Raw genomic sequence first — 21,031 nt, forward strand, 5'->3', positions numbered from 1 at the left:
GTGTCACCTGTGGCACCTGTGTCTCCTCGGCTGGGGGTGGCCGGTCGTGTTCGTGGACACCCCGCCCGGCGCGGCGGTGTCCGGATCGTCAGATCATCGGATCGTCAGGAACGCCTCACGTCGACCGCCGGGTGGGGCATTCGGTGTGCTCTGAGCGTTGGCTACCCGTCAGGGAGGTGTCAACGCCGAGCAGGGGGAGGGCTTGGGCCCTTGGGCCCAAGCCCTCGGCCGGGGCTCTGGACCCGCCGCCGGGTCCGTTCCTAGCATCGACAGCGTCCGAGCCGAACGTGTCGGTGCCCACCGAGACGCTCGGCACCACCAGAAGGGACACACCATGGCGAATCTGAACGTCACGTATCAGGAGATGTCGGACACCGCGAGCACGATGCGCCGCAACAAGGCCGACATCGACGACAAGCTCAACCAGTGCAAGAGCATCGTCGACAGCCTGACCACCAACGGCTTCGTCACCGAGCAGGCGTCGGGCAAGTTCGACACCGTGCACACCGAGTTCAACAACTCGGCCACTCAGGCCATGGACACGCTGGACCAGCTGTCGCAGTGGCTCGACAAGGCCGTGGCCGCGATGCAGGACATGGACACCCAGCTCTCCGGCTCCCTCAACAAGTAGTAGCCGGCCCGGAGTCGGCCGGGCATCGCACGCGCGCCCCGCGTCGGCCGTAACGGCGGCGCGGGCGCTCGGACTCATGAGGGGTTGGGAACCATGCCCATGATGATCACCATTGCCCGGCGCCCGGACTGGTCGGCCGACGTGGTCGTGGATGCCGATCCCACGACGCCGCTCCGCGACGTCGTCAAGAACCTGCTGGACAGCCTCGATTCGTCGCAGGCTCCGCCAACCGGCGACTCGGCCGTGACGGCGGTCTATCTCGCCGATCAGCTGCTGGACCTCTCCGGGCCGCTGGCCGGCAGCGGGATCCACGACGGCTCCGTGCTGTGGCTCGGCCGGCCCGGCCCTGGCCCGAGCCGCCGCGCCGGCCTGGTCACCATCAGGGTGGTGGCGGGTGCCGGTGCCGGGCGGGTCTGGTACCTCGACGCAGGCGAGCACCGGATCCGGTCCGGCGCCGGTGTCCACGTCACCAAGGGCGGTGACCAGGCGGCGGCGGTGGCCGCCGTCGTCCGGGTGTCCCTCGATGCCTCGGTGCACGTGCGCGCTGTCGCGCCCGCCGCCCTACTGGGCCGCGCCCCGCTGCCCGACCACGAGGTCGCCTGGCGGGAGACGGTCCAACTCCGGGTCGGGGACGCCATCATGGAGGCGCACCCCCTGCTGCGCCCGGATGCCGTCGTCGAACCCTCTCCCGACGGTGAGTACCTGGACTACAACCGCCCCCCTCGGCTGCTCCCCCCGGTGCAGCGCAGCGCGTTCCGGCTGCCGACCCAGCCCAAGCCGTCGGCCCCGAGCGCGCTGCCGTGGCTGGCGGCCGGCCTGCCCGCCGTCGGCGGCGGCCTGTTCGCGGTGATGACACACAACCCGATGTTCCTGATGATGGCGGCGATGTCGCCGGTCATGATGGTCGGGAACTGGATCAGCGGGCGGCGTCAGGGCCGGCTCGGCAACCGGCGGCAGCTGGTCGAGTACCAGGCCCAACTGGAGGCCACCGAGGCCGAGATCGCGGCGGCGCTGGATCAGGAACGCCTGGACTGCCGCGCCGCGAGCCCGGACCCGGCCGAGCTGCTGGTCATCGCGACCGGACCGAGGGCCCGGCTCTGGGAACGCCGCCGCACCGATCCGGACCACCTGCTGGTCCGGGTCGGCGTCGCCGACCTGCCCACCAAGATCGCCGTCGAGGAGGGTGAGGGCACCGAGCGCCACCGGAACCTCCGGGCGGTGCAGGACGTCCCCGCCGGTTTCTCCATCGCGCAGACCGGAGTCGTCGGTGTCGCGGGACAGGGCGACTGGCCGCGCCGGATGGCACGCTGGCTGGTCGGCCAGCTGGCCGTGCTGCAGAGCCCTCGTGACGTGCAGCTGTACGTGCTGACCGATCCGGCGGGCGAGCCCCTGTGGCAGTGGGCGGCCTGGCTGCCGCACACCCGGCCGCTGCTGGGACAGCAGGCCCTGGCGCTGGTCGGCGCCGACGCCGAGACGCTCGGCCGCCGGGTCGCCGAGCTGATCGAGCTCATCCACGTCCGCCAGCAGGCGCGACTCAACGCCGGTGCCAGTGCCGCGTTCGCCGACCCGGACGTCGTCGTGGTGCTGGACGGTGCCCGACGACTACGGGCGCTGCCCGGCGTGGTGACGATCCTGCAGGAAGGCCCTGCGGTCGGCGTCTACAGCATCTGCGTGGATGCCGACGAACGCACCCTGCCCGAGGAGTGCGCGACCGTCGTCGTCGGAGGCGCCGCGCGACCGGCCACCCTCCGCCAGCAGCGCGCCGCGCAGCTCGACGGCATTCTCGCGGACGAGGTGGCGGACAGCTGGTACGCGGAGACGGGACGTCAGCTGGCGCCGCTGCGCGATGTCAGCGAGAACCAGGGCGAGGCCGCACTGCCGGCCTCCGCGCGCCTGCTGGAGGTCCTCGGTCTGGAGGATCCGACCGCCGCCGCGATCGCTGCTCGCTGGCGCTCCTCGAGCCGCAGCACCAAGGCCGTGGTCGGGTACTCGCTGAACGGTCCGTTCGCCCTCGACCTGGTCAACCACGGCCCGCACGGCCTGGTGGCGGGCACCACGGGCTCGGGCAAGTCGGAGTTCCTGCAGACCCTGGTGGCATCGCTGGCGGTGGCCAACCGCCCGGACGCGATGACCTTCGTCCTGGTCGACTACAAGGGCGGTGCCGCGTTCAAGGACTGTGTCGAACTGCCCCACACCGTCGGCCTGGTGACGGACCTGGACACGCATCTCGTCGAACGGGCCCTGACCTCGCTGAGCGCCGAGCTGACCCATCGCGAACACCTGTTGGCGGCCGCAGGCGCGAAGGACCTGGAGGACTACCTCGACTACGCCGGCCGCCGGCCCGAACTGGCGCCGATCCCGCGCCTGCTCATCGTCATCGACGAGTTCGCGTCCATGGCGCGCGAGCTGCCCGACTTCGTCAGCGGCCTGGTGAACGTCGCCCAGCGCGGGCGCTCGCTGGGCATCCATCTGATCCTGGCGACGCAACGTCCGTCCGGTGTGGTCTCGGCGGAGATCCGCGCCAACACCAACCTGCGGGTCGCGCTGCGGGTGACCGACCCCGGAGAGAGCACCGACGTCATCGACGCCCGGGAAGCCGCGAGCATCTCGGTGGCAACCCCGGGGCGGGCCTACGCCCGGCTCGGGCACAGCTCGCTGATCCCGTTCCAGACCGGCCGGGTGGGGGGCCGCCGCCCACGGGCCGACCGGACGGCCGCAGTGGCCCCGCCGTTCCTGCAGCCGGTCTCCTGGCTGGACCTCGGACTGCCCGCGCCGCAGCGCCCGCACAGCGTGGCCGAGACCGACGAGGTGACCGACCTGTCGGTCCTGGTGGCGGCGATCAGGCAGGCCAACGACCTGCTGGGTATCGCCCCGCAGCGCCGGCCGTGGCTGCCGCCGCTGCCGCTGTCGCCGGTGGTCGAGCTGGCGGCGGAGGCGGTGGGCGGTACGACGGGGAATCCGTCGTTCTCCTGGGCGGTCCAGGACCTGCCGGCTCGGCAGCGCCAGGAGCCGGTGACGGTGGACCTGGCCACCTTCGGGCACCTGCACATCATCGGCGCCCCGCGCTCCGGGCGCTCCGCCGCGCTGCGTACCTTCGCGGCGGCCGCGGCCAGCGCCTCCGGCGTCGCCGACCTGCACCTGTACGGGCTCGACTGCGGCAACGGCGCCCTGCTGCCGCTCACCAAGCTGCCGCACTGCGGCGCGGTGGTGCAGCGCACCGAGACGGACCGGGCCGCCCGGCTGCTGAAGCGCCTGCACGCCGAGGTGCAGAACCGTCAGCGACTACTCGGTGAGGGCGGCTTCGCCGACGTGGCCGAGCAGCGCGCGGCCGGCGCCGAGAACGAGCGGCTGCCTCATGTCGTGCTGCTGCTGGATCGCTGGGAGGGCTTCATGGGAACCCTCAGCGAGTACGACGGCGGGGTGCTGACCGACCTGGTCCAGACCCTCCACCGCGAAGGCGCCAGCGCCGGGGTGCACGTGGTCATCGCCGGTGACCACATGCTGCTGAGCGGCCGGATGAGCTCGCTGTGCGAGGACAAGTTGGTGCTGCGGTTGTCGGACCGCAGCGACGCCAGCCTGGCCGGGCTGAACTCGCGGAAGATCCCGGAGAACCTGCCGCCGGGCCGTGGCTACCGCGCGGTCAGCGGGATCGAGACCCAGGTCGCGCTGGTGGCGGCCGACCCGGCGGGCCCGGCCCAGGTCGCCGCAGTGCACGCGCTGGCGGCCCGGCTGGTCGAGCGCGAGGCGGCGGTCCCGAAGTCGGCGCGTCCCAACCGGATCGCTGTGCTGCCCACCCAACTGCCCTTCGAGCAGGCGTGGGAGATGGTCGGGACCCCGGCCCCCATGTGGGCCCTGATCGGCGTCGCCGGCGACGACCTGGAGCCGGTCGGGGCCGACCTGCTGGGCGATCAGCCGACCTTCCTGGTCGCCGGGCCGTCCCGGTCCGGGCGCAGCACGGCACTCGCCGTCATGGCGGAGTCGCTGCTGCGCGGCGGGACCGAGGTGGTCATCGGCGCCCCCATGAACTCCCCGCTGCGCGGCTTCGCGGGCCGGCCCGGCGTTCGGGGCGTCATCACCAGCGAGGAGCCCACCGAGCGGCAGTTCGCCGAACTGCTGGACCCCGGTGACGGTCCGGTGGTGCTCATGGTCGACGACGCCGAGGCCTGGCGCGACCTGATGTGTCGGGACTGGCTGAAGGCGTTCGTCCGCAGGGCCGCCGGGAGCAGGCGAGGCGTCATCATCGGCGGGGAGGTCGCGTCGGTGGCGAACGGCTTCTCCGGCTGGCAGGCGGAGGTCAAGAAGAACCGGCGCGGCGTGCTGCTGTCGCCGCCCAACATGAGCGACGGCGACCTGGTGGGCGTCCGGCTGTCCCGCTCCCAGACCGCCGCCAGGGTCGTACCGGGCGCGGCCCTGGTGCATCTGGGGAGCGGCAGCCTGCTGCCCGCCCGGATCCCGCTGGTGCCCGCCCCGCCCGACAGACCCGCCCACGACAACCGGGAGCACTGATGGCAGACCTCGTGGTGAAGGACCTACAGGACCTGGTCAACGACCTCAACTCGCTGATCAGCCAGTTCGAGGGGGCGCTGGACTTCCAGAACGACGACAAGGGGCTCTGGGGACAGCTCAACGCCAACCTCTCGATGGGCGACTTCGCCGACAACTGGACCGTCCACCGCGACGCGATGGTCAAGGACATGAAGGCGCTGCGCGACAAGGTCACCAAGATCGACGCCGCGTGGACGCAGGGAGAGCAACAGCTGCTGGACTCGTTCCAGAGCTGACGAGCCGGGAAAGGAGGACCGAATGAGCATCAGGCATCTCGACTGGTCGCCGTTGGACCGGGAGTCGGACCCGGTCCACGCCGACCCCGACGTGGTGGTCGCGGCACAGAAGCGCTACGCGCTCATCGCCACGACCATCGACGACGCGACCGCCAAGCTGCAGCAGATCGTCAACACCAACAGCGACAGCCTCGCCGGCCAGTACGTCCAGGGGCTGAGGTCCGAGGCGAGTTCGCTCAACGACAGACTCAGCAAGGCCGCCGTGCGGTACCACGATGTTGCCAACGAGATCAACAAGTACGAGCCGGATCTGGACCAGGGACTCACCGAGACCGCCGGTGCGCTGACCGATGCCGAGGATGCCAAGAGCTCCCAGGCCAAGGCGAACGGCATGCCGAATCCGCAGAAGAGCTCGGACGGCACCACCACCCCGGCGGAGCAGCAGAAGGGCACCGACAAGAGCAAGGCCCAGTCCGACGCGGACGCGAAGCTGGCGGCGGCGAAGACGCGGCTGAACAACGCGCTGGACGCGCTCAACGTGGCCGGCAAGCGCTTCGGCGACGCGGTCAGTGCCAGGAGGTACGACGACGGGCTGACCGACTCCTACAAGGACAAGCTCGACGCCGTCATGGCCAAGATCAGCCAGATCTTCGCCATCATCGGCATGATCCTGGGCGCTCTCGCGATCCTCATCCCCGGCGTGGACGTGCTGGTCATCGCCGGAGTGGTGGCCGGCGCGGTCACGCTGATCGCCAACATCGTGCTCTATCACGACGGCAAGGGCAGCGTCGTCGACGTCATCCTCGGGGCCGTCGGGCTGGGCATGGCCGGCCTGGGCGCCGTCATCGGGTTGGTGGGCAAGGGGATCTCCAGCATCGCCAAGGCCGGCGCCCTCGCCAACCGGCCGGGCGGAGCCGGCGGAATCGAGCTGGTGCCGCTGAAGCCGCCCGGCTCGATCACGAACTTCTCCAGGCCGTTCGGGCCGGGCAACCCGCGTCCCGGCGGACCTCCCCCGAACTTCTCCAGGCCGTTCGGGCCGGGCAACGTTCCCATCAAGCCTGCCCCGCCGGTGCGCCCCACTCCGGCCGGGGCGCCGGAGCCGAACGCGGCCGCCGACTGGAAGAACCTGTCGGACTGGTTCAACAACCCGGCCACCAACTGGGTGCTGGGCAAGCTCGGCGTCATCACCCCCGAAACCGGGTTCTGGGCCTCGGCCTGGGCCCAACTCAAGGGCGCCGGAGAGATGTGGGCCACCCTGCTGACCGATCCGGCGAAGTTCGGCAAGGACTTCGCCGGCATCCTCACCGGCCTGAAAGGCCCCCTCGACCTCTCGGCCATCGTGAAGGCGGGCGGCCTCGGGGGCATCTCGCCGCTCTGGTTCGCCTGGGGCGGTCTGAACGGCGCGTTCGGGATCGGCGCCGGATTCATCTACACCGGCGGGCGCCTGATGGGCTGGATCCCCTCGGTCAACCCGCCGGGCCAGGTGCCCGCCACGTGAGCACGGAGGAGACGACGATGAGCGACGATCTGACGGCGCTGACCCGGCAGCCGTGGCACTGGGAGTGGGTTCCCGTCGTCCGACCGGGTGAGCCGGCGGACGAGGCGTGGACCGAGCACGTGGTGGCCCTGTTCGACGAGTGGATGTCCGAGGGCCTGGCCGCCACGCGCGCGGCCTGGCCCGCCGCAGCCGGGACGTTCCCCTTCACGTCGGACACGGTGGGACGCGACGCCGCCCGCTGGCTGCTGGAACGCGCGGAGGCGCTGCCCGCCTGGTCCCGGCTGGCCTGGGGCACGGCGTTCGTGAACAGCCGGCCCAGGTGGTCGCCCGTCCCGGTCGTCGTGGAGTTCACCGGGCCCGTGACGGGGGACCCCAACTACCTCATGCACCTGGTCGGCGCCCGTGGCATGGAGGGCGACGCACGCGACCCCGTCGTCGACTACGTGACCACCTCGATCGGTGACGGGCTGCGGGTGTTCGCCCTGTGCCGCAGCGCGGAGGGCGCCGCCTATGCGCGCGTGAATGCCGCACTGCGCCTCGACGTGCCGCCGACCGGCGCCACGCCGGGTGTCGGCATCGACGTCGTGCTGAGCACGCTCGTCTTCGAGATGGGGCTGATGGCCTTGATCGGGAACGGAGTCGAGCGGTTGATGCAGCAGATAGCCGACGAATGCGCTCCCGCCGACGGGGGCCCGGCCCGGCTCGGCTTCCTCGCGGCCACCGCCACCGCCACCGAAGGAGCACCGGCATGATCGACTTCGAACTCGTCCTCCCGGACGGCTGGGTGCAGATTCCCACCACGCCGGACACCGCCAGGCTGCGCCACCGGATCATCGGCGACGTGATCCAGCATCACCTGCCCGACTCGCTGCCCCGGGACAAGGCGACTCCGTGGCGCCGGATGCTGCGCAAGGAACTCACCGAGGCGACCGACGAGGCCGCGCGGCAGAGTGCCCGCTCGGTCCTGCTGCCGCTGCAGGAGTTCAGTGGCATCCGGCTGCCCGGATCGATGCTGGTGACCGTCCTCGAAGGCGAGGACGAGACCGAGGACCTGGAACAGCTGCTGGCCGCCATCCTCGCCGATGCGGGGGCCGACGGGACCCGACTGGAGATCGGCGGTGCACCGGCGGTACGGGTGGCCTCGGTCATCGACAGCGGCCGGGTCCGGCGCAAGTCGCCGTCCTGGAAGGTCTCGTACTACGTGTCCCATCCGGAGGCGCCCGGCGTGTGGGGGTTGCTGACCTTCACCGTGCTGACCGACGGGGATGTCGACGCCGCACCGGTGCAGGCCGTCGTCCTGCTCTTCGACATGATCGTGGCGACGCTGCGCTGGGGGGACCGCGTGGACGTCCCCACCGAGGACGAGGTGCTCGCCCAGCTCACCCAACTCGCCGAGTTGGCCCAGGCATCGGGCGCGGGCGCGGGCGCGACAGCCGACGGGGCCGGCCTGCGAACGCCGTCCGGACCGGACGTGAAGGAAGTATGAAGCGGGCTCCGCCACGCTGGGCGTATGACACTCGTCGCCACGTCCGTGCCGATCAGTCCTACCTGCGTGCGGATCGCCATCACGAGCCCGGACATCCTGGCCCAGATCCGGCAGGTCTTCGCCAGCAAGAACCTGGCCGTGGAGATCGTCCGCATGCCCTACGTCGAAGTCACCGTCAGACCGGCGGCGGTCGCCGTGACCGGCACGGACCGGTCTGTGATGGGTACCTCGCTGGAGCGGGTGGTCGGCCCCGCCGTCCAGCCAGGTGCCCCGGCCGCGCGCCGGCTGTGCGCGGAGTACCGGCTGAGCGTGGTCGAGGTCGGCGGCCGCCCGGGGACCGAGGACCCCGCCCCACCGGCCTCGGTGCCGGACCCTGATGCCGGCAGCCCGGTGGCCGCGCTGTCGCGGCGTCAGCACGAGGTGATGGCCCTGGTGTCCAGCGGCGCGCGCAACAGCGAGATCGCCGCCCGACTGCATGTCAGCGAGAAGACCGTGAAGAACCACATCAACCGGATCTTCAGGTCGCTGGGGGCGGGCAGCCGGGTCGAGGCCGTGCTGGCCTGGCAGCGCCACCAGCAGAACCACGCTATCCCGCGCGGCGCACCGAGTCCTCCGCTGGCACCGGCGCTGGTCCGGCACCCAGGGCACGGAGGAAATCCGTGACGTCGGCGACCTCCTCGGCGGTGAACGGGGACAGTGTCACCCGGCGGGCCGAGTATCGGACCACGAGGCCGCTGAGCCGGTTGCGGCTGGTCACGACGGTGAACGAGGGACCGCCGTCCGGCAGCAGGTCCTCGACCTGGTCGGCGGACGCGGCGTTGTCCAGCACGATGAGCAGGCGCTTGTCCCGCACGATGCTGCGCCACAGCGCGACCCGCTCCCCATGCTCCGCCGGGATGTTCCCCGCGTTGAGCGAGGTGAGCAGGTGGTACAGGGCGTCCTCGGGGGAGCGGACCGGGTGCTCGGGGTCGAAGCCGCGAAGGTTCACGTACACCTGGCCGTCGGGGTACTCGGCGGCCAGCAGATGACCGCAGTGCACGGCCAGCGCGGTCTTGCCGACCCCGCCGACTCCGACGACCATCACGATCTGCGGGCGCCCCGCCTTGTCGGCCCCGCCGTCACCCGGCCCGGTACGCGCCGCGTCCAGCACCTGCCGGACGGGAGCGACCCGACCCACGAAGCCACCGACGCCGCGAGGCAGCTGCGCCGGCCGGACCGGAGCGGCGGTCGCCGGCCTCCTCGGGGCGCTGCGCGGCCCGGCGTTGTCGGTCAGGATCGATGAGTACAGGGCCCGCAGCTCGGCCGACGGGTCGATCCCCAGATCCTCGGCGAGCAGCTTGCGCACGTCGTGGTACTGCGCGAGCGCGTCGGCCGTCCGACCGCTCCGGCGCAGCGCCGTCATCAGCAGGGCACGCAACCGCTCGTGGTAGGGGTTGCCCGCCACCTGGCCCCTCAACTGGTCGGCCGCTGTGGTCGGTTGCCCCAGTTCAAGGAGAAGTTCGGCGCGCTCCAGCAGCAGGCGGAGCCGTAGTTCCGCCACCCACGTACGGTGCTGGGCAGCGAACGGACCCGGCAGGCCGCTCAGCGCGGAGCCCGGGTGCCAGCGGGCCAGTGCCTGGTCGAAGGCGTCGACCGCAGCGGACGGCTGCTGCCGGGCCCGACTGGTCCGGGCCCGGGCCGTCAGCCACTCGACCACTCTGACATCGAGCTGCCCGGGCCCGAGCCGGAGCGCATAGCCCGATCCCGAGCTGGTCAGCGGCTCGCCCAGACCGGCCAGGGTCCGGCGCAGGCCGGACACGTAGGTGTGGAGGCTGCCGGCGGCGGTGACCGGCGGCGACTCGCCCCAGATGTGGTCGATCAGCTCGTCACGCGGGACGACGCTGTTGGCACTCAGCGCGAGAACGGCGAACACGGCGCGCTGCTTGGGCGGCCCGAGGGGAAGCTCCCGCCCTTCGGCATACGCGCGTAGTGGTCCGAGAGTCTCAACCCTCAGGCAACCGTTCTCCATCTCTCTCCTTGCGTGGAAATCCGGGCCCTCAGGCCGGGTGGGAGACGCATCTCTGGTCGCTGACGCGCGAAGCGCTGGAGTACTACCAGTGACCTGTCCTCGGACAGCGGTCAGGGTTTGGCCGTCACGAGGCTTTGCGGAGCCAAGTGAGAAGCCCTCTCGTTCACGAGAGGGAGGAGTCACGACGGTCTCTCCCTCGGGGGAGGCAGAGTTTCGGCGCGCATGCGGGCGTTGGGCTGCCTTACGTCGCCTGGTGGTACGAAAAGGGCATCTGTCGGCAGTACCCCGGCCCAGGGCATGGGTCTGCCGACCGCTCCCGGACACAGTTCCGCAGTGGCTCCGGGTTGCTCCCGTGACAGCGTCCGGTTCGAACTCCGGTAGGTGGTGCTTCGTCACCATCGGCACAGGACTGCGGCCCACCAAGGCCATCGGGGTCCGAGTGTGGCCGGAGTCGAACAGCCGGGTCAAGCCTCATGACCGTGTTCGATCGGCGTGCCCTGACCAGGGCGGAACCCGTGGTCCGGCAGCCGTCCCCGGCCAAATGACCGGTGGGGTCGGTCATCGGGGGCCGGAATCTGGGCATTCGGGCATCCAGGGTGGGCCGCCGGGTTGTTCGAAGTCGCTGACCTGCGGTCATCTCCGGTGGGAGCGGGCAGAATTCGGGCCTGTTCCGGTCTGCCACGGAGCTGTTCGTCGTCCCGGCACGGGGGTATAAATCTTGCACGGGCGCATTCGGGCTTCCGATGTCCGAACGGGCGGAGGGAGCACCGGAGATGCGAGCAGCGGAGCGGCAGCACCGAATTCTGGTACTGGCCCGTCAGGAGGGGCGCGTCGAGGTCACCACTGCGGCCGCTGATTTCTCGGTCGCGGTGGAGACCATCCGGCGCGATCTGAGCGAGTTGGAGCGCCGGGGGCTGATCCGTCGTACCCACGGCGGCGCCTACCCGGTCGAGAGCACCGGCTTCGAGACCGACCTGGCGCAGCGCGTCACCCGGCACGTGGAGGCGAAGCGCCGGATCGCGGCCGAAGCCGTCAAGCTCGTGGGCGAGGCGGAGAGCGTCTTCGTCGACGAGGGCTACACCCCGCAGATCCTCGCCGCGCTGCTGCCGGCCGACCGTCCGCTGACCGTGGTGACGGCATCGCTGTCGACCGCTGCGGCCGTGGCCGACTCGGCCAACATGACCGTCCTGCTGCTGGGCGGCCGGGTGCGTGCCCGGACCATGGCCACCGTGGGCTCCTGGGCCTGCGCGATGCTGGCGGGCTTCGTCATCGACCTGGCGTTCCTGGGAGCGAACGGGATCTCCCGCGACCTCGGGTTGACCACCCCCGATCCGGTGGTGGCCGACGTCAAGGCCAAGGCCCTCGAGGTGTCCCGCAGGCGGGTCTTCATGGGTCACCACAGCAAGTTCGGAGCCAGCAGCTTCTGCCGCTTCGCGGAGGTCGGCGACTTCGAGACGATCGTCACCGACGCCGAACTGTCCAGTGCGGAAGCCCATCGCTACGCCCTGTTGGGACCGCACGTCATTCGGGCCTGAGGCACCAGGCCCGAGAAGACCCGCACTTGAACAACCCCGCGCTCGAACAACCCCGTGCTTGAGGCACCACCCCCCCGGTGGTCGTGGCGCGGCTGCCGCCGTCTCCGCAGGACGTCCGGCCGCCGCCTCGGTCGCACGTGCCCCGAACCCGTCCCACCCGACCGGGTTCACCGAGAGAAGGAACACGCATCATGACGATCAGACAGACAGTCCTGCGCAGAACCGTGCCGCTGGGCGTGGTAGTCCTCTGCGGCGCCACCCTCGCGGGCTGCAGCGGCGCCGGTGGCGCCGGCGGTGGCTCGCAGGCGCACTCCATCAACGTGCTGATGGTGAACAACCCGCAGATGGAGGACCTGCAGAAGCTGACGGCGGCCAACTTCACCAAGGCCACCGGCATCAAGGTCAACTTCACCGTGCTGCCGGAGAACGACGCCCGGGACAAGTTCACCCAGGACTTCTCCAGCCAGTCCGGCCAGTACGACATCGCGACCATCAGCAACTACGAGGTCCCGTTCTACGCGAAGAACGGCTGGCTGGCCTCGCTCAGCGGGCCCGCAGCGGGCGACACCGGGTTCCAGCAGAGCGACATCCTGCCCACCATCCAGCAGGCGCTGACGTACAACGGCCAGCTCTACGCCGAGCCGTTCTACGGCGAATCGTCGTTCCTGATGTACCGCAAGGACGTCTTCGCGGCCAAGGGCCTGACCATGCCCGCCAACCCGACCTGGGAGCAGGTCGCCGACCTCGCCGCCAAGACGGACGGCGCGCAGCCGGGCATGAAGGGCATCTGCCTGCGCGGGCAGCCGGGTTGGGGCGAGCTGATGGCGCCGCTGACCACGGTGGCCAACACCATGGGCGGTACCTGGTTCGACCAGAACTGGCAGGCCCAGCTGACCGCCCCGGCCTTCACCGCCGCGACGAACTTCTACGTGAACCTGCTGCGGGCGCACGGTGAGGCGGGCGCGCCGCAGGCCGGGTTCACCGAGTGCCTCAACGACCTGGAGCAGGGCAAGGTCGCCATGTGGTACGACGCGACCTCGGCGGCCGGCTCGCTGGAGGCCTCGGACTCGCCGGTGGCCGGCAAGGTCGGGTACGTGCCCGCGCCGGCCGACCAGACCAAGGCCTCGGGCTGGCTCTACACCTGGGCCTGGGGTGTGCAGAAGGCGAGCACGCACCAGGGCGACGCCTGGAAGTTCATCTCCTGGGCCTCCGGCCAGGGGTACGAGCAGCTGGTCGGCAAGACCCTCGGCTGGTCCCGCGTCCCGGCCGGCAAGCGCGCCTCGACCTACAGCGACCCGAACTACGTGGCCGCCGCCTCGGCGTTCGCACAGGCCACCAAGACCGCGCTGACCAGCGTCGACCCGCAGAACCCGGGAGTCCAGCCCAGGCCCGCGCCGGGCATCCAGTTCGTCGGCATCCCGGAGTTCACCGATCTGGGCACCCAGGTCTCGCAGCAGATCAGCGACGCGATAGCGGGCCAGATCAGCGTGGACCAGGCGCTGAAGAACAGCCAGACGCTCGCCGCCAAGGTCGGCGCCAAGTACGCGGGGCAGTGACCCGCCCGCGCACCCCACCCGAGCGGAGACGCACGTGAGCACTACCTCGATCACCGGACGCCCCAGCAGGGTGTCGCGGTCCGCCGAACCCGGCGCGCGCCGGGCGGCGGGCCGGCCGCGCGGCGCCTGGTCCCGCCGGGCGCCGCTGCTGCCGGCGCTGGTCTTCATGATCGTCGTCACCCAACTGCCCTTCGTGGGCACCCTGGTGATCTCGTTCATGCGCTGGAACGCGCTGGACCCGGGCAACCGTGGGTTCGGCGGCCTCTCCAACTACAAGGCGGCGTTCGACGATCCGGCGCTGCGCTCGTCCATCGAGACCACGGTCCTGCTGACCGCCGCCGTGGTGCTGGTCAGCCTGCTGCTCGGGCTGGTGCTGGCGCTGCTGCTCGACCGCCGCTTCCGGGGCCGTGGCATCGTGCGGACGATGCTGATCACCCCCTTCCTGGTGGTGCCCGCAGCCTCGGCGCTGCTCTGGAAGCACGCGATCTACAACGCCTCCTACGGTCTGCTGAACGGCACGCTGACCTGGCTCTGGAGTCTGTTCGGCAGCGCGCCCGCCCCGCAGCCGGACTGGCTCTCCAACACCCCGCTGATCGCGGTCGAGATCTCGCTGATCTGGCAGTGGACGCCGTTCATGATGCTGATCCTGCTCGCCGGGCTGCAGAGCCGGCCGATGGACGTCGTCGAGGCGGCCCGGGTGGACGGCGCGAGCACCTGGCAGGTGTTCCGCTACCTCACCTTCCCGCACCTGCGCCGCTACCTGGAACTCGCCGCGTTGCTCGGCAGCATCTACGTGGTGCAGAACTTCGACGCGGTCTTCACGATCACCTCCGGCGGGCTGGGCACCGCCAACCTGCCGTACACCGTCTACCAGACCTTCTACCAGGGCCACGACTACGGCCAGGCGTCCGCCGAGGGCGTCCTCGTGGTCATCTGCACCATCCTCCTCGCGACCTTCGCGCTCAGGACCGTCTCGTCGCTGTTCCGGGAGGAGTCGTCATGACGGCCGCCGCAGTGTCCAGCCGGGCCTCGGCCCGCCGTAACAGTGCCCTGCTCGGGCTGCTGGCCTGGTTGGGCGGGGTGCTCTTCTTCCTGCCGTTCGCCTGGATGGTGCTCACCTCGCTGCACAGTGAGCCGGCCGCCGCGACCAACCCGCCGAGCGTCGGGGCCGGGCTCACGCTGCAGGGGTACCGGGAGTTCTTCGGTGCGGGCAGCGGGGTGAGCCCGTGGCCGCCGCTGATCAACTCCCTGACGGCGAGCGTCGCCTCGACCCTGCTGGTACTGCTGCTGTCGGTCCCCGCCGCCTACGCGCTGTCGATCCGGCCGGTGCGCAAGTGGACCGACGTGATGTTCTTCTTCCTGTCCACCAAGATGCTGCCGGCCGTGGCGGGCCTGCTGCCGATCTACCTGATCGCCCAGAACGCCGGGATGCTGGACGACATCTGGCTGCTGGTCATCCTCTACACCTCGATGAACCTGCCGATCGCGGTGTGGATGATGCGCTCCTTCCTGGCCGAGGTGCCCAAGGAGATCCTGGAGGCCGCCTCGATCGACGGCGCGGGGCTGCCGACCGTCCTGCTGCGGATCGTGGCACCCGTGGCCATGCCGGGCATCGCGGCCACCGCGCTGATCTCCTTCATCTTCAGCTGGAACGAACTGCTGTTCGCCCGGGTGCTGACCGGCGTCGTCGCCGGCACCGCACCCGTCTTCCTCACCGGCTTCGTCACCAGCCAGGGCCTCTTCCTGGCGAAGGTGTGCGCCGCCGCCGTGTGCGTGTCCGTGCCGGTGCTCGTGGCCGGCTTCGCCGCCCAGGACAAGCTCGTCCAGGGCCTCTCGTTGGGGGCAGTCAAATGACCGATCAGATCGCGTGGGGGGCAGTGCGGTGAAGGCTGCCGTCATCAGCTCGCCCGGTGTGGTGAGTGTGGAGACCGTCCAGGATCCGGCACCGGGCCCTCGGGAGGTGGTCGTCAAGGTGGCGGCCTGCGGCCTGTGCGGCACCGATCTGCACATCCTGCAGGGCGAGTTCGCGCCCACCCTGCCCATCGTCCCGGGCCACGAGTTCGCCGGGGAGGTGGTCGCCGTGGGCACCGGCGTCGGGGAGCTGTCGATCGGCGACCAGGTCGCCGTCGACCCCTCACTGCCCTGCCACGAGTGCCACTACTGCCGGATCGGGCGGAGCAACCTGTGCGAGCACTTCGCCGCGATCGGGGTCACCGTCCCGGGCGCGGCCGCCGAGTTCGCCCTCGCCCCGGCTGCCAACTGCGTACGCCTGCCGGAGCACGTCCGCACCCAGGACGCCGCCCTCATCGAACCGCTCTCCTGCGCGGTGCGCGGATACGACGTGCTGCGCAGCCGGTTGGCCAGCAACGTGCTGATCTACGGCTCCGGCACCATGGGCCTGATGATGCTGGAGCTCGCCAAACGCACCGGCGCGGCCAGCGTGGACGTGGTCGACATCAACAGCGAACGGCTCACCGCCGCCCGCCTGCTGGGCTGCAGCAACGCCGTCACCGCCGCCGACGAGATCGAGCGGCCGCGCGGCTGGGACGTGGTCATCGACGCCACCGGCAACCAGCGGGCCATCCAGGAGGCCCTGGGCCGGGTCGGCAAGGGCGGCACCTACCTGCAGTTCGGCGTCGCGGACTACGCCGCCCGTGCGACGATCGAGCCCTACCGGATCTACAACCAGGAGATCACCATCACCGGCTCGATGGCGGTCCTGCACAGCTACGAGCGCGCGTCGGAGCTCTTCGCCGCCGGGGTGCTGGACCCGCAGGTCTTCATCAGCGACCGGCTCCCGCTGGCCGACTACGCCGCCGCACTGCGGCAGTTCCAGGCCGGCAAGGGCCGGAAGATCGTCATCACGCCGTGACCCCGGGCAGCCTGCCCGGAGAGCAAGGAGGACACATGCCGGCCGCGGAGCCGTCGACCCTGGTCATCGGTGAGGCGCTCACCGACATCCTGACGGGACCGGACGGCCGGCGGAGCGCCGTCCCCGGGGGCAGCCCCGCGAACGTGGCGCTCGGCCTGGCCCGGCTCGGCCACCCGGTGCGCCTGGCCACCCGGATGGGCGGCGACGCGTACGGCCTGGAGCTGCGGCGCCACCTCGGCGAGAGCGGCGTGCGGCTCACCGACGGGTCGGTGGTCGACGCCCCGACGTCCACCGCCACCGCCGTCCTCGACGCCGACGGCGCGGCGAGCTACCGCTTCGACGTCCGCTGGAGCCTGCCGGCGGCGGCGACCGACCCGGCCACCACCGGCCCGGTCGCCCACCTGCACACCGGATCGATCGCGGCGCTGCTCGCCCCCGGCGCCGCGCAGGTGTTCGCGGCCGTACGGGCGGCGCAGCGGGGGACCACCGTCTCCTACGACCCGAACCTGCGGCCCGCGCTGCTCGGCACGGCGGCGCAGGAGCGGCCTCGGGTCGAGGAACTCGTCGCCCTCAGCGACGTGGTGAAGGCCAGCGACGAGGACCTCGGCTGGCTCTACCCCGGGCACGACGCCGCAGCGGTGGCCGAGCGGTGGGCGCGGACCGGCCCCTCGCTCGTGGTGCTCACCCTCGGGGCCGGCGGCGCGCGGGCCTTCTGGCAGCACGGCAGCCACCAGGTCCGGCCGACCCCGGTCGAGGTGGTGGACACGGTCGGTGCGGGCGACGCCTTCATGTCCGGCCTGCTCAGCGGCCTGCTGCGGGCCGGGCTGCTCGGCGGCGGCCGGGGGGAGCGGGCGCTCGCCCGCGACGAGCTGCGGTCCGCCACCAGCGGGGAGCGGCTCCCCGCGAAGCTGGTCGACTCACTCGTCCTGGCAGCCCGCACCGCAGCCGTCACCTGCACCCGCCCGGGCGCCGACCCGCCGCGCCGCGCCGAGCTCCTGGACTGATCGCCGGCCGCGCGGAGTGTGCCGGACGCGCTGCTCCGCCTCGCCGACCGGTAGGAACCTCACCGGGCGGCTGCCCGTTACCGGTGCGGGCGGCCCGCCGGGTTAGGCTGCCCTTCCGGGGGAGGCCCAGCCCTGCCCGAGTCACCGCGAGTCCTGCCCCACGGAGGTTTCCGCCTTGCACATCGACCAGTGGATCGAGAGCGTCCCGCCGACTTCGGTGTACGCGCTGGTGGCGCTGATCATCGGGCTGGAGAGCGTGGGCATCCCGCTGCCGGGCGAGATCGCGCTGGTCACCGCCACGCTGATGGCGGTGAAGGGCACGGTGGACCCCTGGGGGGTGGCGCTCTGCGCGATCGCGGGGGCGGTGATCGGCGACTCGATCGGCTACGCCATCGGGCGCAAGGGCGGCAAGCCGCTCTTCGAACGGCTCGGCCGGAAGTTCCCGCAGCACTTCGGCCCCGACCACCTGGCGACCGCCGAGCGGTCGTTCCACCGGTGGGGCATGTGGGCGGTCTTCTTCGGACGGTTCGTCGCCCTGCTGCGCATCTTCGCCGGGCCGCTCGCGGGCGCGCTGCGGATGCCGTACTGGAAGTTCCTGATCGCCAACGTGCTCGGCGGCGTCTGCTGGGCCGGTGGTACGACGCTGCTGGTCTACAAGGTCGGCAAGGTGGCCGAGAAGTGGCTGGGCAGCTTCTCCTGGATCGGGCTGGTCCTCGCGCTGGCCGGCGGCCTCGCGTCGGCCTGGGTGCTGAAGCGCCGGGCCGCCCGGACGCACCAGCCCGGCAGCCTGACCGAGCCGACCGGCTCGGACGGCTCGAACGGCGATGCGGAACTGCGCGCCGAGCCGATCGCTGACTGACTGTCACCACCGGTGGATAGGATCGAGTCCGAACACGACCATGGACACGGACACCACCCGGAGGCCGGTATGGCGCAGCAGCAGTGGACGGCAGTCGACACCTACTTCAGCGACGTCCTGATCGGCGACGACCCGGTGCTGGCGGCGGCACTCGCCGCCGCCGACGCGGCCGGGCTGCCGCAGATCGCCGTCGCGCCCAACCAGGGCAAGCTGCTCCACCTGCTGGCCCTCACCCAGGGCGCCCGGCGGGTCCTGGAGGTGGGCACCCTCGGCGGGTACAGCGCGATCTGGCTGGCCCGCGCCCTGCCCGCCGACGGCAGGCTGATCACCCTGGAGATCGACCCGACGCACGCCGAGGTGGCTGCCGCCAACCTCAAGCACGCGGGCTTCGCCGAGCTCGCCGAGGTGCGGCTCGGCCGGGCGGCCGAGACGCTGGCGCAGCTGGTGGCGGATGGCACCGAGCCGTTCGACTTCGTCTTCATCGACGCGGACAAGCCCAGCAACCCGGTGTACTTCGAGTGGGCGCTCAAGCTCTCCCGCCCCGGCACGGTGATCGTGGTGGACAACGTCGTACGCGGCGGTGCCGTCGCCGACGCCGGCTCCACGGACCCGGGAGTCCTCGGCGTGCGGCGGCTGCACGAGCTGCTCGCCGCCGAGCCGCGCGTCTCGGCGACTTCGGTGCAGACGGTCGGCGTCAAGGGCTACGACGGGTTCACCCTGATCCGGGTCGGCAGCTGAGCGGACGCCGGACCGCTCGCCCTCGCCGCGCCGCTCGCCGGGTCACCGCGTTCCCGGTCGGCGGTCGGCGGGGCGGGCCGGGGGGATGGGGGTGGCGGGGAAGTCTCGCGGGCCCGTCCAGAGCGCGGGTACGGCGTCGCTGCGGCGGGCCAGTTCGTACGCGAGGGCCTCGTAGTTGACCCGCCAGCCCTGGAAGTGCGGCCAGGCCTCGGCGACCGGGCGTTCCTTGACGACACCGCTCGCGGCGACCATCGCGACCGCCGCGTCGAACTCGTCGAAGGTGAGCCGGATCGGGCTGTTCGGTTCGGGGTCGCTGTCGAAGTCGATGCGCAGCGTCCGGGCGATGTCCCGCAGCGCGGTGAAGCCCGCCCGGAGGACGAGGCGGGCCTCGGGCGGGGCGGAGCGCGGGCAGATCGCGAGCTGTATGGCGGCCGCGTCCATCACCGCGAGCAGCCCGACCACCCAGCTGCGGTTCGGTCGCGGTGACCGGAAGGACAGCAGCACGGGGTAGTTGGAGTGCCCCTCGCCGATGTCGGCGGCGAGCCGCTCCCAGTCGCGGTAGAGCTGCGGCAGTGCGGTCTCGGTGTCCACCAGGGACTGCCGGGCCAGCAGCTCGGGGCCCCAGGCGGGTTCGCCGGCCCGGCTCTGGAGCAGGGTCACCTCGACCTCGCGGCGGGTGTAGGCCGCGTACAGGGTGGGCAGGTAGGCGATCAGCAGTGCGGTGATCAGCGGGCCGGTGGCGGCGGCCAGGAAGTCCAGCGCGGAGAGCCGCAGCCGGTCCCCGCTGGCGAAGCCGAGGGTGAAGAGGCTGGAGCCGGCCTCCCGGAAGGCGATCCCGAAGGGCAGGCCGGAAGTGCCGAACAGCAGCAGGGTGTACGCGAGCAGCATGCTGCTGAGCCAGGTCGCCAGCATGGCGAGCAGGATCAGTGGTGCCAGCCAGGACAGCGCCCGGTCCTTCGCGGCGTAGCCGCCGGAGGCCGGGGTGAGCCGCCGCAGGACGGCCCGCAGGATGATCCAGATGCGGGTGACCAGGGCGGAGTACAGTCCGCGCGGCACCACCAGGGTGCGCAGGATGCTGGCGGTGGTGAAGACCAGCAGCAGCAGCCCGGCCAGAGCATAGATCCACTTCATGGCGCCCATTGTGGCCCGGTGGCCCGCCGGTTCCGTCCGGCGGGCCACCAGGTGGTGGGCGTGTCAGCCGTTGGCGAGTGCCTGCACGCGGTCGATCGCGCCGTTGAAGAGGTTCTGGTCACCAGGCAGGCTGCCGGAGTCGGAGTACTGCCAGATGGTCTGGTACGCCCACCCGGCCGGGAGGGTCCCGACGCTGCTCGCGTAGTGGGCGATCCAGAGCGGGTCGGTGCCTCCGAAGCCGCCGTTGTTGCCGGTGCAGGCGCTCCACCAGCCGGCGGTGGTGTAGATGACGGGGTAGCGGCCCGTCCGGCTCGCCACGGTGTTGCCGAAGTCGTGGATCCAGTTGACCATCGCGCCCTGGCTGAGCCCGTAGCAGCTCGCGCCGTACGGGTTGTACTCGATGTCGAGGGCGGGCGGCAGCGTCCTGCCGTCGCGGGACCAGCCGCCGCCGTGGTCGACCAGGAAGTTGGCCTGGGTCGCACCGCTGGAGATGTTCGGGAGGGCGAAGTGGTAGGCGCCCCGGATCAGGCCGGCGTAGTAGCTGCCGTTGTACTGCTGGGCGAAGTACGGGTTGGTGTAGCCGGTGCCCTCGGTGGCCTTGACATACGCGAACCTGGCGCCGTCCGCGGCCGCCGCGCTCCAGTCGACGTTGCCCTGCCAGCTGGAGACGTCCGTGCCGGGGGTCTGGGAGACCAGCGGGCGGATGGTGCCGGTGTGCGATCTGCCCTCGTGCGCGACGACGGTCGAACCGGCGAAGTCGCGCTCGGGGTGGTAGCCGCGAGGCGTGGTGGGCCCGGCCGCGTTCGCGGGCGCGGCGGCGGTGGCGAGCAGTACGGCGCCCGCCGCGAGCGCGACGGCGCCCTGGCGGAGCAGGTGGCGGGTGTGACGTAGTGGGGAGAGGTGGAACGAAGGTGCGGTACTTGGCATGAGCG

At 71.5% G+C, this 21,031-nt stretch carries 18 protein-coding genes; 15 read left to right on the forward strand and 3 right to left on the reverse strand.

Annotation, left to right across the window (positions count from 1 at the left end):
- Nucleotides 1-334: 334 nt before the first annotated feature.
- From P3T29_RS12455 to P3T29_RS12485, 7 genes are all read left to right on the forward strand, one after another.
- Nucleotides 335-631 (forward strand): WXG100 family type VII secretion target, encoded by a 297-nt coding sequence (locus P3T29_RS12455; RefSeq protein ID WP_280716440.1) that lies wholly within the window; start codon nucleotides 335-337, stop codon nucleotides 629-631.
- 99 nt (nucleotides 632-730) lie between these two features.
- Entirely contained in the window at nucleotides 731-5,137 is a 4,407-nt protein-coding gene (locus P3T29_RS12460) for an FtsK/SpoIIIE domain-containing protein (protein WP_348532819.1), read from the forward strand.
- Entirely contained in the window at nucleotides 5,137-5,412 is a 276-nt protein-coding gene (locus P3T29_RS12465; RefSeq protein WP_280716442.1) for a hypothetical protein, read from the forward strand. The genes P3T29_RS12460 and P3T29_RS12465 overlap by 1 nt, the downstream gene beginning before the upstream one ends.
- A gap of 22 nt (nucleotides 5,413-5,434) precedes the next feature.
- On the forward strand, nucleotides 5,435-6,910 hold the full coding sequence (locus P3T29_RS12470; protein ID WP_280716443.1) for a hypothetical protein: 1,476 nt from the start codon (nucleotides 5,435-5,437) through the stop codon (nucleotides 6,908-6,910).
- Nucleotides 6,911-6,927: 17 nt separating this feature from the next.
- Complete coding sequence (locus P3T29_RS12475; protein WP_280716444.1) at nucleotides 6,928-7,662, forward strand: hypothetical protein; 735 nt, start codon at nucleotides 6,928-6,930, stop codon at nucleotides 7,660-7,662.
- Nucleotides 7,659-8,396, forward strand: coding sequence for a hypothetical protein (locus P3T29_RS12480; RefSeq protein WP_280716445.1), 738 nt, complete (start codon nucleotides 7,659-7,661; stop codon nucleotides 8,394-8,396). Before P3T29_RS12475 ends, P3T29_RS12480 begins: the two co-directional genes overlap by 4 nt.
- 24 nt (nucleotides 8,397-8,420) lie before the next feature.
- Nucleotides 8,421-9,059 carry a helix-turn-helix transcriptional regulator gene (locus P3T29_RS12485; protein ID WP_280716446.1) on the forward strand — a complete coding sequence of 213 codons (639 nt, stop codon included), beginning with the start codon at nucleotides 8,421-8,423 and terminating at the stop codon, nucleotides 9,057-9,059.
- Here the strand turns inward: P3T29_RS12485 and P3T29_RS12490 are convergent.
- Nucleotides 8,983-10,833, reverse strand: coding sequence for a BTAD domain-containing putative transcriptional regulator (locus tag P3T29_RS12490; RefSeq protein ID WP_348532822.1), 1,851 nt, complete (start codon nucleotides 10,831-10,833; stop codon nucleotides 8,983-8,985). The two genes, P3T29_RS12485 and P3T29_RS12490, sit on opposite strands and share 77 nt — an antisense overlap.
- Before the next feature lie 344 nt (nucleotides 10,834-11,177).
- Between P3T29_RS12490 and P3T29_RS12495 the strand changes: the two genes are divergently transcribed.
- The 8 genes from P3T29_RS12495 to P3T29_RS12530 all read left to right on the forward strand — a co-directional run bounded on the left by P3T29_RS12495 (nucleotide 11,178) and on the right by P3T29_RS12530 (nucleotide 18,968).
- Nucleotides 11,178-11,939, forward strand: coding sequence for a DeoR/GlpR family DNA-binding transcription regulator (locus P3T29_RS12495; protein ID WP_280716448.1), 762 nt, complete (start codon nucleotides 11,178-11,180; stop codon nucleotides 11,937-11,939).
- Nucleotides 11,940-12,130: 191 nt separating this feature from the next.
- The gene (locus P3T29_RS12500) at nucleotides 12,131-13,495 is read left to right on the forward strand and encodes a sugar ABC transporter substrate-binding protein (RefSeq protein WP_280716449.1); all 1,365 of its coding nucleotides are present in this window, start codon (nucleotides 12,131-12,133) and stop codon (nucleotides 13,493-13,495) included.
- 166 nt (nucleotides 13,496-13,661) lie between these two features.
- A complete protein-coding gene (locus P3T29_RS12505) occupies nucleotides 13,662-14,498 on the forward strand; it encodes a sugar ABC transporter permease (RefSeq protein WP_280716519.1) in 837 nt (278 codons plus the stop codon).
- A complete protein-coding gene (locus P3T29_RS12510; protein WP_280716450.1) occupies nucleotides 14,495-15,349 on the forward strand; it encodes a carbohydrate ABC transporter permease in 855 nt (284 codons plus the stop codon). The genes P3T29_RS12505 and P3T29_RS12510 overlap by 4 nt, the downstream gene beginning before the upstream one ends.
- A gap of 28 nt (nucleotides 15,350-15,377) precedes the next feature.
- A complete protein-coding gene (locus tag P3T29_RS12515; RefSeq protein WP_280716451.1) occupies nucleotides 15,378-16,367 on the forward strand; it encodes a zinc-dependent alcohol dehydrogenase family protein in 990 nt (329 codons plus the stop codon).
- 35 nt (nucleotides 16,368-16,402) lie between these two features.
- Nucleotides 16,403-17,371, forward strand: coding sequence for a carbohydrate kinase (locus P3T29_RS12520; protein ID WP_280716452.1), 969 nt, complete (start codon nucleotides 16,403-16,405; stop codon nucleotides 17,369-17,371).
- A 175-nt stretch (nucleotides 17,372-17,546) separates the two neighbouring features.
- On the forward strand, nucleotides 17,547-18,230 hold the full coding sequence (locus tag P3T29_RS12525; RefSeq protein ID WP_280716453.1) for a DedA family protein: 684 nt from the start codon (nucleotides 17,547-17,549) through the stop codon (nucleotides 18,228-18,230).
- 69 nt (nucleotides 18,231-18,299) lie between these two features.
- Nucleotides 18,300-18,968 (forward strand): O-methyltransferase, encoded by a 669-nt coding sequence (locus P3T29_RS12530; RefSeq protein WP_280716454.1) that lies wholly within the window; start codon nucleotides 18,300-18,302, stop codon nucleotides 18,966-18,968.
- 42 nt (nucleotides 18,969-19,010) lie between these two features.
- On the opposite strand, the gene P3T29_RS12535 is transcribed toward P3T29_RS12530, so the two are convergent.
- The gene (locus P3T29_RS12535) at nucleotides 19,011-20,099 is read right to left on the reverse strand and encodes a hypothetical protein (RefSeq protein WP_280716455.1); all 1,089 of its coding nucleotides are present in this window, start codon (nucleotides 20,097-20,099) and stop codon (nucleotides 19,011-19,013) included.
- A gap of 63 nt (nucleotides 20,100-20,162) precedes the next feature.
- On the reverse strand, nucleotides 20,163-21,026 hold the full coding sequence (locus P3T29_RS12540) for a lysozyme (RefSeq protein ID WP_280716456.1): 864 nt from the start codon (nucleotides 21,024-21,026) through the stop codon (nucleotides 20,163-20,165).
- Between the last annotated feature and the right edge of the window lie 5 nt (nucleotides 21,027-21,031).

The organism is Kitasatospora sp. MAP5-34 (genome assembly GCF_029894335.1).
Lineage (GTDB): Bacteria > Actinomycetota > Actinomycetes > Streptomycetales > Streptomycetaceae > Kitasatospora.

What these genes read in the sequence shown, in the direction of transcription:
- P3T29_RS12475 (WP_280716444.1), top strand. Translation starts at nt 6,928, where the DNA reads ATGAGCGACGATCTGACGGCGCTGACCCGGCAGCCGTGGCACTGGGAG.
- P3T29_RS12500 (WP_280716449.1), top strand. Translation starts at nt 12,131, where the DNA reads ATGACGATCAGACAGACAGTCCTGCGCAGAACCGTGCCGCTGGGCGTG.
- P3T29_RS12530 (WP_280716454.1), top strand. Translation starts at nt 18,300, where the DNA reads ATGGCGCAGCAGCAGTGGACGGCAGTCGACACCTACTTCAGCGACGTC.
- P3T29_RS12480 (WP_280716445.1), top strand. Translation starts at nt 7,659, where the DNA reads ATGATCGACTTCGAACTCGTCCTCCCGGACGGCTGGGTGCAGATTCCC.
- P3T29_RS12505 (WP_280716519.1), top strand. Translation starts at nt 13,662, where the DNA reads ATGATCGTCGTCACCCAACTGCCCTTCGTGGGCACCCTGGTGATCTCG.
- P3T29_RS12490 (WP_348532822.1), bottom strand. Translation starts at nt 10,833, where the DNA reads ATGGCCTTGGTGGGCCGCAGTCCTGTGCCGATGGTGACGAAGCACCAC.
- P3T29_RS12495 (WP_280716448.1), top strand. Translation starts at nt 11,178, where the DNA reads ATGCGAGCAGCGGAGCGGCAGCACCGAATTCTGGTACTGGCCCGTCAG.
- P3T29_RS12540 (WP_280716456.1), bottom strand. Translation starts at nt 21,026, where the DNA reads ATGCCAAGTACCGCACCTTCGTTCCACCTCTCCCCACTACGTCACACC.
- P3T29_RS12470 (WP_280716443.1), top strand. Translation starts at nt 5,435, where the DNA reads ATGAGCATCAGGCATCTCGACTGGTCGCCGTTGGACCGGGAGTCGGAC.
- P3T29_RS12465 (WP_280716442.1), top strand. Translation starts at nt 5,137, where the DNA reads ATGGCAGACCTCGTGGTGAAGGACCTACAGGACCTGGTCAACGACCTC.
- P3T29_RS12455 (WP_280716440.1), top strand. Translation starts at nt 335, where the DNA reads ATGGCGAATCTGAACGTCACGTATCAGGAGATGTCGGACACCGCGAGC.
- P3T29_RS12460 (WP_348532819.1), top strand. Translation starts at nt 731, where the DNA reads ATGATGATCACCATTGCCCGGCGCCCGGACTGGTCGGCCGACGTGGTC.
- P3T29_RS12510 (WP_280716450.1), top strand. Translation starts at nt 14,495, where the DNA reads ATGACGGCCGCCGCAGTGTCCAGCCGGGCCTCGGCCCGCCGTAACAGT.
- P3T29_RS12535 (WP_280716455.1), bottom strand. Translation starts at nt 20,099, where the DNA reads ATGAAGTGGATCTATGCTCTGGCCGGGCTGCTGCTGCTGGTCTTCACC.
- P3T29_RS12485 (WP_280716446.1), top strand. Translation starts at nt 8,421, where the DNA reads ATGACACTCGTCGCCACGTCCGTGCCGATCAGTCCTACCTGCGTGCGG.
- P3T29_RS12520 (WP_280716452.1), top strand. Translation starts at nt 16,403, where the DNA reads ATGCCGGCCGCGGAGCCGTCGACCCTGGTCATCGGTGAGGCGCTCACC.